The organism is bacterium endosymbiont of Bathymodiolus sp. 5 South (assembly GCF_900128535.1).
Classification (GTDB): Bacteria; Pseudomonadota; Gammaproteobacteria; order PS1; family Pseudothioglobaceae; genus Thiodubiliella.
The window spans coordinates 1-10,949 of sequence record NZ_FQTR01000067.1 but is presented as its reverse complement, the minus strand read 5'-3'; the positions used below and the strand labels follow the sequence as shown (position 1 = coordinate 10,949).

Sequence of the window (10,949 nt, the reverse complement as noted above, 5' to 3'; positions counted from 1 at the left end):
TGCCACTGCTATTTTTTTGTTTTGGCAAAAAGTTGGGTTGTGTATGGTAAGAAGTCGCTATTTTTTCTACTGCACTCAGTAAAATATTGTCAGTCAAAATATAGTGTGATTGTTTAAGAGTGGTTTTATGATTGGTTGTTTTGGGTTTTTAAGGGTTGACTAACTAAGGGTTTGGGCTTTATCGTCCAACTCTAAGGTATTGGATTGTAGGTGGTTGGTGAATTGGTAGTGGGTTTGCTTGGGGTTTTGTGTGTTGTCTTTGTTGCTTTGGTTGGTTAGTTGAGATGTTTAGCGCAGTACGAACTCGTCTGCCTTGGTAATCATAAACATAGTATTTTGTGGTGCGACTTTGTCTGCTTTGCTGAGTTGGCTAAGGGTATTGTTGTAGTGCCAATTTAGCCTGCCAATGTTGTTGAGGATTAGTAGGTTGCCATTGGCATCGAAGTCAGTGGCACTTTGTTGGGTTTCGGTGCCACGGTTGTTGTTTGGGGGTGAGGCTTTATTGCCATGTGCTATTATGGGCTTGGTGTGAGAGGTGGGTTAGGTTGTTGCCTGTATCGTAGGTGTAGGTTTGGTGGTAGGATTCTAGTAAATTCATGAGATGACACAGCATTGTTCTTGTAGTGTTGGGTGTGTAGGTAGATTGACTAACTTTAGTGGTATTTTCTTAATTATATCACCAAATGCCTTTCTCATAATATCTTCTGGGCCATGAGCTAAAAAAGTACCCCCTTTTGAACCTTGCTTTCCTTCAACCCACACACCAAAATCAGGTGTCATAGAATCTCTATAAGTATCGAAATAGGCGCCCGCTCCATCAATGATACTTTTAGGTGTTACAGCGATACTTGAATTTTCATTCATATGTTTAAAAGCAGGGTATGCTTTTTTGTTTTCCCCCTCTGGTCTTGTATCTGTTAGCGTATGGGCTACACCGACCAAGAAAAGCGAACTTCCTTTAAAACTCCCTATTCTTCGCATTCTTTCGTATTCTTCTGTATCACACCAATTATCTCTACCAATAAAATTAGAATTAAGGGTTGTCGCTAGCATCATTACATTTGTTGTTGAATCCATTAATTCTGTAATTTCTGCAGGTGTTAAGTGTGGGTATAGCTTTCGTATTTTCCTTCTTTCTTTCTTTGAGCCATATTTAGCACGGATAGTTTTTGGGTTTTTTTCAGGCCTTTTGTATGCATCGACAATAACCGATTCTTTTATAAAATTTTGAAATTTAATTTCAGTGTTTAAGTTTGTTGTTAAATAATTCCCTTGGGATGTGGAGTGATCTTCTCCAACCCAAATATCTAACTCTCTTTGCTTTGCTTTATAAGCATTAACGCTTCTCACAAACTTATTCCAAGATATAGTCGGAAAATGCCCTGTCGGATCCCTATATTTAAGTGGATTATTGTCCACATAAACATACAAATTCAAGCCATCAACTGACCCTGCTGCATCAGGGCTTATCCATCTCGCTAGCCAAGGGGCTAGGTATCTGGCACCGTAATAACATAAACCATTGCTGTCGTCTCTTTCTTTTCCCGTGTAGCGATAGCGTTTTTGTTGCACTTGGGTTTTGTCTTTGCCAGCGATAATGGCAGTGCCGCCATAGGGGTAGTAGTGCTCGTAACTGAGAGTTTGGGCTTTGTCATCCAGCTCTAAGGTGTTGGATTGTAGGTGGCTGTTGAGTTGATAGCGGGTTTGATACGGAGTTTGTGTGTTGTCTTTGCTGCTTTCGCTGAGGATGTGGGTACCAATGTGTAGAGTTCTGCTTTGTTGTTTTGCTTGGTTGATTGAGATGTCTAGTGCGGGTAGGTAGTCTCTTTGGCTTTGTGTTTGCTGGTTAGATTCAATCACAGTGCGGACTCGATTGCCTTGGTAATCATAAACATTGTATTGTGTGGTTTTGTCTGCTTTGGTGAGTTTGTTAAGGGTATTGTTGTAATACCACTCTAGGTTAGCAATATTGTCTAAATGTAATAAATTGCCATTGGCATCAAAGTTATTTTGGTTGTTGTTTTCTGTACCACGGTTGTTGTTTGGGTGGATGGTGAGGGTTTGTTGCCAAGCACCACTGTTTGCCTGATGTGATAGGTTGGTTAGGTTGTTGCCTGTATCGTAGGTATAAGTTTGTTGATAAAATTCTAAGATGTTCATAATTGTTAGCGCTTTTTTAATTTAATATTCATAGTAAATCTAAGTCCTTATTCAGAGGACTTTGCATAATAAATATGAATAAGAAAATCAAGGATTCATGCTATTTTTGTCATCTATTTGGGCTGGAATCACGGGTTAAAACATAGATTCTTCTGAGTCCATCTTGTTTTTTTGATAGGTGCGATAACTCACCCCACTTCCAGCATATTTTATTATGTGTTGGGCCTTTCCTGTAATATTATTATTAATGCCATAATGAGGGAATGTTGTGTTTGCAACAGAAAATTCTTTTTTAGTATAAACATGTCCTGCCCATGCGTCTACCACTAAAGCATTTTCATTCCATTTCTCAGGTTCAAATATGGGGGTACGTTGATCGCGATTAATTATGTTGATGACATGATCGGGGTGTGTCGTTGATAGATATTCTGCTGTCATATCAGGATAATTTTTTCTTAACTCATTTAGCATAATAAGCGAACATTCCGCACAATTAGCAGCTTTATATGTGTCAATGACTAAATCCTCATATTCCTTGCTTGCAAAAAATTGTATAAAATCATTGGGATGGGAGACTCCAGTCTGCCTTAGAGCAACAATACGATCAGCTGCATCATATCGTAATTGCTCTATTTCTAGACTCGCTGTTCGGACATCAAATCCTGCAAGATGAGGATTCCGAGTAGAAGATTTCAATGTACCTAATTTTTGAAAAACACTTGATTGAAAAATTTTTTGTTGTATTTTCCTCATTTCCTTACTTGAATCGTGTGATAGTGCATCTCTGTCTATTCTGTATTTTCTAGGAGCTGGTTTTTCGGTTTCTACATTATTGACTCCCCCAACAGCACCTTCTTCCACGGCTTCTTCTTTACCATGCCCTGTTAGGTCAAGATACTTAAGTGGATTGTTATCCACATAAACATACAAATTCAAGCCATCAACCGACCCTACTGCATCAGGGCTTATCCACCTTGCCAGCCAAGGAGCTAGATACCTAGCACCGTAGTAGCATAAACCACTACTGTCATCTCTTTCTTTACCTGTGTAGCGATAGCGTTTTTGTTGCACTTGGATTTTGTCTTTACCCGCGATGATGGTGGTGCCGCCATAAGGGTAGTAGTGTTCGTAACTGAGGGTTTGGGCTTTGTCATCCAGCTCTAAGGTGTTGGATTGTAGGTGGCTGTTGAGTTGATAGCGGGTTTGATACGGAGTTTGTGTGTTGTCTTTGCTACTTTCGCTGAGGATGTGGGTGCCGATGTGCAGGATGCTGGTTTGTTGTTTTGCTTGGTTAATTGAAAGATCTAACAAGGGTAGGTAGTCTCTTTGGCTTTGCACTTGTTGGTTAGATTCAGTTACAGTGCGGACTCGATTGCCTTGGTGATCATAAATGTAGTATTGTGTGGTGTTGCTGTCTGCTTTAGTGAGTTGGTTGAGGGTGTTGTTGTAGTGCCAGTATAGAGTACCAATGTTGTTAAGGGTTAGTAGGTTACCGTTGGCATCAAAGTCGCTGGTGGATTGCTGAGTTTCAGTGCCACGGTTGTTGTTTGGGTGGATGGTCTGTGTCATAGGTATAAGTTTGCTGATAAAATTCCAGGGTGTTCATAATTGCTAGAGCTTTTTTAATTTAATATTTATGAGGGTATGTGTTTAAGGGTTGTGCTTTAATAAGATCAACTATATCTTAGAGACCTTTGCATAAATAGGAACAATCATCAGAAACCCACTTTTTACCCACTTGGCAATTTTTTAAACCCAGCCTTAGCCCTGCTAGGACAAGGTTTAAAGAAATCACCAATTGGGCAAAAATTGGATTTTGCCAATCATTCCTATTTATGCAAAGGCCTCTCTCAATTCAAAAATAAAAATCGTGTCTTTTAACCCTTTTTAAAGGGTGCAAATCTAAGCCGTTATTTAGAGGACTTTACACAATAAATATGAATAAGAAAAGCAAGGGGCCGTGCTATTTTTGTCATCTATTTGGGTTAGGTTAACAGGTTAAGATAGAATTATTTCTGATATCATCTTGTTGTTTTTATACATGCGATTACTCACCTTGCCTCCAGCATGTTTTATTATGTGTTGAGTCTCTCCTGTAATATTATTACTAATGTCATAGTAAGGTAATCTTGCGTTTGCAATACAAAATCCTTTTTTAGTATAAACGCTTCCTGTCCATGCGTCTACTACTAAAGCGTTTTCATTCCATTTCTCAGGTTCAAATATAGGGGTATGTTGATCGCGATTAATTAAGTTGAAGGCATGATCAGACTGAATAATTGACAGATATTCTACTGTCATATCAGGATAATTTTTTCTTAACTCGCTCAGCATAATCAATGCACATTCTTTACAATTGGCAACTTTATATGTGTGAAAGGTTAAATCCTTATATTCCTTACTTGCATAAAATTGTATAGAAGCATTGAGATAGGAAACTCCAGTCATCTGTTTTACCTTTTTAATACCAATCTCTGAGGTATGTCGTAATTGTTCTATTTTTCGATTCGATCTTTTAGAGTCAGATTCTCCAAGAGCACGAATCCGGCTAGAAGATTCCAATGTACCTAGTCTTTTAAAAATACTTGATTGAAAAATTTCTTCTTGTATTAGACCTCTTTCCATAGCCTCTTGTTCAGGTGTTTTTTTAACATGCCCTGTTGGATCTCTATATTTAAGCGGATTATTACTCACATAAACATACAAATTCAAACCATCGACAGCACCCGCTGAATCAGGGCTTATCCATCTTGCCAACCAAAGGGCTAGGTATCTGGCACCGTAATAACATAAACCGCTGCTGTCGTCTCTTTCTTTTCCCGTGTAGCGGTAGCGTTTTTGTTGCACTTGGATTTTGTCTTTACCTGCAATGATGGCAGTGCCACCATAGGGGTAGTAGTGTTCGTAACTGAGAGTTTGGGCTTTGTCATCCAGCTCTAAGGTGTTGGATTGTAGGTGGCTGTTGAGTTGGTAGCGGGTTTGGTGTGGGGGTTGAGTATTGTCTTCACTGCTTTTGCTGAGGATGTGGGTGCCGATATGCAAGGTAGTGCTTTGTTGTTTTGTTTGGTTGGTTGAGATGTCTAGTGCGGGTAGGTGGTCTCTTTGGCTTTGCACTTGGTGGTTAGATTCAGTTACAGTGCGAACTCGCTTGCTTTGATAATCACAAACATAGTATTGTGTGGTGTTGCTGTCTGCTTTTTTAAGTTTGCCAAGCGTGTTGTTGTAGTGCCAATTTAAAGTACCAATGTTATCAAGGGTTAGCAGGTTACCGTTGACATTAAAGTCACTGGTGGATTGCTGAGTTTCAGTGCCACGGTTGTTGTTTGGGTGGATAATGAGGGTTTGTTGCCATGTATTACTGTTTGCCTGATGCGATAGGGCGGTTAGGTTGTTGCCTGTGTCGTAGGTGTAGGTTTGCTGGTAGAGTTCTAGTGAAATCACAATATGGTACAGTGGCTTGTTTGTCGTCTTATCCTAGATAACCTACTATCAGGTGTCAAATATTCATGCATATCTCCACGAGGTGGTAGGGGCTCTTCAGCAGATATTAAAGGCATTTTTGGTTTCAAATATAGGCGAATATCATCACCATTATTCTTCAGTTTTATAGAGGTTGTCTTAAGGCTAAAAGTATTGGTAACCTTTAAGGAAAATCTACCATTATCACTATTTTTAAGAAAATTACGATAAAACTTTGGGTAATTTCTATCAGCTTGATAGATCTTTATTGCTTCGTTCGTGCTGTCATTGGTTATTATTTCGTCTAAAATTGTTTTAGGTAGCATATTTAATGCACCCGCTATTTTGCTCATTCCTAGATACTGGTAAGAGATTACCTCTGTTGCGTTCAAGCCAGAGCGACGACTTGTGTCTTGATTTTCACGATGTGAGTGAAAAGTTAATTCCCCTGTAGAGAAGTCCATAATATTTATAAAAGAATCAAAAGATGGGCGAGAATAAGCTTCAATTGTTAGCCCTCCATTTTTGTCTTCTGATGTTATGGAGAAATTTGTATTGGCGTCTATCAAGTTAAATTTATCAGTAGGATAAGTCCTGACAATATTTTCCAGTCTTTCATACGCTTCAGGAAAATAAAATAAATGATTATTCTGATAAGTTCCTTTAATTGGACTTAGTACATTTATCTCATAATCTGGCAGGCTTATGTCATCTGGAGTCACTTTAGCATGCCCTGTTGGATCCATATATTTAAGCGGATTATTCCCCACATAAACATACAAATTTAAACCATCAGCCGCACCCGCTGAATCAGGACTTATCCACCTTACTAGCCAAGGAGTCAAGTATCTGGCACCGTAGTAGGATAAACCACTACTGTCGTCTCTTTCTTTGCCTGTGTAGCGGTAGCGTTTTTGCTGGGTTTGGGTTTTGTCTTTGCCAGCAATGATGGCAGTGCCTCCATAGGGGTAGTAGTGTTCGTAGCTGAGGGTTTGGGCTTTGTCATTCAACTCTAGGATGTTGGATTGTAGGTGGCTGTTGAGTTGGTAGTGGGTTTGGGCGTTGTCTTTGTTGCTTTCGCTGAGGATGTGAGTGCCAATGTGCAGAGTGCTGCTTTGTTGTTTTGCTTGGTTGGTTGAAAGATCTAGTGAAGGTAGGTAGTCTCTTTGACTTTGTGTTTGGTGGTTAGATTCAACCACAGTGCGGACTCGATTGCCTTGATAATCGTAAACATAGTATTCTATAGCGTTGCTTTTGTTTGATTTAGTGAGCTTGTTAAGCGTGTTATTGTAGTGCCAATGTAGGGTGCCAATGTTGTCAAGGGTTAGTAAGTTGCCATTGGCATCAAAGTCGCTGGTGGATTGCTGGGTTTCAGTGCCGTGGTTGTTGTTTGGGTGGATGGTGAGGATTTGTTGCCATGCACTACTGTTTGCTTGGTGAGACAGGTTGGTTAGGTTGTTGCCTGTGTCGTAGGTGTAGGCTTGCTGGTAGGGTTCTAGTAAATTCATAAGATAACACAGTGTTTTTTGTGTGGTGTTGGAGGTGCAGGTGCAGATAGGTTGGATAACTTCATTGGCATCTCCTCTATTACATTGCCAAATATCTTTCTCATAATACCTTCTGATCCATGAACTAAAAAAGTATCTTCTTTTGCATTTTGTTTGCCCTCAACCCACACACCAAAATCAGGTGCTATGGATGATGCTCTATAATCATCTAAAATGGTGCCACACCCATCAATGACACTTTTGGGTATGACAGCGATACTTGAATCTACATTCATATATTTAAAAGCGGAGAATGCTTTTGGTTTTTTATTTTTATTCCACTTTATATTTTCTAGCGTATGGGCTGCGCCAACCAAAAAAAGCGAACTTCCTTTAAAGCTTCCTACTCTTTGCATTCTTTCGTATTCTTTCGTATCGCTCCAATTGCATCTACCAATATAATAAGAGTTGTGGGTTACCGCTAGCATCAGTACATTTGTTTTTGAATCGGCTAATTCTGTAACCTCTTCAGGCGTTAAATGTGGATAGTCTTGTTGTACTGCCTCTTGCATTTGCCTTTTCCAGCCTGCACACTGGATAATTTCTGGATTTTTTTCAGGTCTTTCGTCTACATTAGCATCAATCGCTTCTTTTATAAAATTTTGAAATGTAATTTCAGTACTTAAGTTTACTGTTAAATAATTTCCTTGCGGTGTACCGTGCGCTTCTCCAACCCAAATATTCAAATCTCTTTGATTTTTCTTATAAGCGTTCACTTTGTGCACAAATCTATCCCAAGAGATAAGCGGAAAATGTCCTATCGGATCAATATATTTAAGTGGATTATTTCCCACATAAACATATAAATTTAAGCCATCAATTGCCCCTGCTGCATCAGGGCTTATCCATCTCGTTAGCCAAGGGGCGAGATATCTGGCACCGTAGTAAGACAAACCACTACTGTCATCTCTTTCTTTACCTGTATAACGGTAGCGTTTTTGTTGCACTTGAGTTTTGTCTTTGCCAGCGATGATGGCAGTGCCACCATAGGGGTAGTAATGTTCGTAACTAAGAGTTTGGGCTTTGTCATCCAGCTCTAAAGTATTGGATTGTAGGTGGCTGGTGAGTTGGTAGCGGGTTTGCGTGTTGTCTTTGCTGTTTTCGCTGAGGATGTGGATGCCAATGTGCAGAGTGTTGCTTTGTTGTTTTGCTTGGTTGATTGAGATGTCTAGTGAGGGTAGGTAGTCTCTTTGGCTTTGCACTTGGTGGTTAGATTCAATCACAGAGCGGACTCGATTGCTTTGATAATCATAAACATAGTATTGTGTGGTGTTAGGTTTGTCTGCTTTAGTGAATTGGTTAAGGGTGTTGTTGTAGTGCCAATATAGAGCACCAATGTTGTTAAGGGTTAGTAGGTTACCGTTGGCATCAAAGTCGCTGGTGGATTGCTGAGTTTCAGTGCCACGGTTGTTGTTTGGGTGGATGGTGAGGGTTTGTTGCCAAGTGCTGCTGTTTGCTTGGTGAGATAGGTTGGTTAGGTTGTTGCCTGTGTCATAGGTATAAGTTTGCTGATAAAATTCCAGGGTGTTCATAATTGCTAGAGCTTTTTTAATTTAATATTTATGAGGGTATGTGTTTAAGGGTGGTGCTTTAATAAGATCAACTATATCTCAATTCAAAAATAAAAATTGTACCTTTTAACCCTTTTTAAAGGGTGCAAATCTAAGCCATTATTTAGAGGACTTTACATAATAAATATGAATAAGAAAAGCAAGGGGATGTGCTATTTTTGTCATCTATTTGGGTTAGGTTAACAAGTTAAGATAGAATTGTTTCTGATATCATCTTGTTGTTTTTATATGCGCGATAACTCACCTTGCCTCCAGCATGTTTTATTATGTGTTGAGTGTCTCCTTTAATATTGTTACTAATGCCATAATGAGGTACTTTTGTATTTATAAGAACAAATCCTGCTTGAGTATAAACGCTTCCTGACCATGCGTCTACCACTAAACAATTTTTATTCCATTTCTCAGGTTCAAATATGGAGGTAAGTGGATCACGATTAATCAAGTTGAAGACATGATCAGACTGATTAATTGACAGATATTCTACTGTCATATCAGGATACTTTTCTTTTAACTCGCTCAGCATAACAAATGCACATTCTCTACAATTGGCAACTTTATATTTGTGAAAGACTAAATCTCTATATTCCTTGCTTGTATGAAATTGTGTAGAAGCATCTAAATAGAAAACTCCCGTCTCCCGTCTTAGCTTTTCGGTATTAATCTGTGACCTATGTCGTAATTTTTCTATTTTTCGATGCGTTTTTTTGAAGTTAGTTTTTCCAAGAGCACGATCTCGGCTAGAAGATTTCAATGCACCTACTCTTTTAAAAATATCTAATTGAAAAATTTCTTCTTGTGTTCGCCTTATTTCCACAGCCTCTTGTTCCTCTTGTGCCTCTTGTTCAGGTGTTTTTTTAACATGCCCTGTTGGATCGATATATTTAAGCGGATTATTACCCACATAAACATACAAATTCAAGCCAGCAATCACACCCGCTGAATCGGGGCTTATCCATCTTGCCAACCAAGGGGCTAGGTACCTGGCACCGTAATAGCACAAACCACTGCTGTCGTCTCTTTCTTTACCCGTGTAGCGGTAGCGTTTTTGCTGGGCTTGGGTTTTGTCTTTACCTGCGATGATGGCAGTGCCGCCATAGGGGTAATAATGTTCGTAACTGAGAGTTTGGGCTTTGTCATCTAGTTCTAAGGTGTTGGATTGTAGATGACTGTTGAGTTGATAGCGGGTTTGGTGTGGGGTTTGCGCATTGTCTTTGCTACTTTCGCTGAGGATGTGGGTGCCGATGTGCAGGGTGGCACTTTGTTGTTTTGCTTGGTTGATTGAGATGTCTAGTGCGGGTAGGTAGTCTCTTTGGCTTTGTACTTGGTGGTTGGATTCAACCACAGTACGAACTCGCCTGCCTTGATAATCATAAACATAGTATTGTGTGGTGTTACTTTTGTCTGCTTTGGTGAGTTTGTTAAGGGTATTGTTGTAATGCCAATCTAGGTTAGCAATATTGTCTAAATGTAATAAATTGCCATTGGCGTCAAAGTCGTTGGTGGATTGTTGGGTTTCAGTGCCACGGTTGCTGTTTGGGTGAATGGCGAGGGTTTGTTGCCAAGTGCTGCTGTTTGCTTGGTGTGAGAGGTTGGTTAGGTTGTTGCCTGTATCGTAGGTATAAGCTTGCTGATAAAATTCTAAGGTGTTCATAATTTCTAGAGCTTTTTTAATGTAATATGCATGGCAAATCTAAGTCCTTATTTAGAGAGCTTGACATAATATGAGACTTTTGCATAACTCATAATTTTTAACTTTTTTCAAAATTACCTGTATTTTTTCATAAAGTCCAAAAAAAACCTTACTTAGATTCACATCATAAGTGCAACACTCAATTAGTCGCTCAAAGGGTATATTAACCACTCTTTAATCCGACAAGAAAAAGGAGTGAAACATGCAAAAATATACGCAATTGACCTACGAACAAAGATACCATATTTACCTACTGAACAAACAAGGATACAACCAAACCTTTATTGCCAAATCAATGGGTAGAAACAAATCAACTATTTCTAGAGAATTATCTCGCAATACTGGCAAAAGAGGCTATCGCCATAAGCAAGCTAACAGGCTTGCTGACGAACGACATCAAGAGAAAAATAAGGTCATCAAACTCACAGATTCCGTTAAAAACCACATTAGTGAAAAGCTAAAAGAATATTGGAGTCCTGAACAAATCATGGGACGCTTGGAATTAGATAAAAAGATTAAAAT

Annotated in this window: 7 protein-coding genes; 1 reads left to right on the top strand and 6 read right to left on the bottom strand. The window is 39.3% G+C overall.

Features of this window, described 5'->3' with window-relative positions; translation table 11 throughout:
* Positions 1 to 594: 594 nt before the first annotated feature.
* The 6 genes from BBROOKSOX_RS12105 to BBROOKSOX_RS07055 all read right to left on the bottom strand — a co-directional run bounded on the left by BBROOKSOX_RS12105 (position 595) and on the right by BBROOKSOX_RS07055 (position 10,388).
* A complete protein-coding gene (locus tag BBROOKSOX_RS12105; RefSeq protein ID WP_257607798.1) occupies positions 595 to 2,160 on the bottom strand; it encodes an RHS repeat-associated core domain-containing protein in 1,566 nt (521 codons plus the stop codon).
* A 135-nt stretch (positions 2,161 to 2,295) separates the two neighbouring features.
* Positions 2,296 to 3,729, bottom strand: a complete 1,434-nt coding sequence (locus tag BBROOKSOX_RS07075) for an RHS repeat-associated core domain-containing protein (protein ID WP_257607797.1) — start codon at positions 3,727 to 3,729, stop codon at positions 2,296 to 2,298.
* A gap of 429 nt (positions 3,730 to 4,158) precedes the next feature.
* Positions 4,159 to 5,601: an RHS repeat-associated core domain-containing protein gene (locus tag BBROOKSOX_RS07070; RefSeq protein WP_139660512.1), complete on the bottom strand. Its 1,443-nt coding sequence runs from the start codon at positions 5,599 to 5,601 to the stop codon at positions 4,159 to 4,161.
* The gene (locus tag BBROOKSOX_RS12100) at positions 5,598 to 7,127 is read right to left on the bottom strand and encodes an RHS repeat-associated core domain-containing protein (RefSeq protein ID WP_257607796.1); all 1,530 of its coding nucleotides are present in this window, start codon (positions 7,125 to 7,127) and stop codon (positions 5,598 to 5,600) included. Before BBROOKSOX_RS12100 ends, BBROOKSOX_RS07070 begins: the two co-directional genes overlap by 4 nt.
* The gene (locus BBROOKSOX_RS12095) at positions 7,124 to 8,698 is read right to left on the bottom strand and encodes an RHS repeat domain-containing protein (protein ID WP_257607795.1); all 1,575 of its coding nucleotides are present in this window, start codon (positions 8,696 to 8,698) and stop codon (positions 7,124 to 7,126) included. The genes BBROOKSOX_RS12100 and BBROOKSOX_RS12095 overlap by 4 nt, the downstream gene beginning before the upstream one ends.
* A 226-nt stretch (positions 8,699 to 8,924) precedes the next feature.
* Positions 8,925 to 10,388 (bottom strand): RHS repeat domain-containing protein, encoded by a 1,464-nt coding sequence (locus BBROOKSOX_RS07055; protein ID WP_139660511.1) that lies wholly within the window; start codon positions 10,386 to 10,388, stop codon positions 8,925 to 8,927.
* Between the two features lie 241 nt (positions 10,389 to 10,629).
* On the opposite strand from BBROOKSOX_RS07055, the gene BBROOKSOX_RS07050 reads away from it, so the two are divergent.
* Positions 10,630 to 10,949: helix-turn-helix domain-containing protein (locus BBROOKSOX_RS07050; RefSeq protein WP_139660510.1), on the top strand; the 320-nt coding region annotated here is incomplete at its 3' end.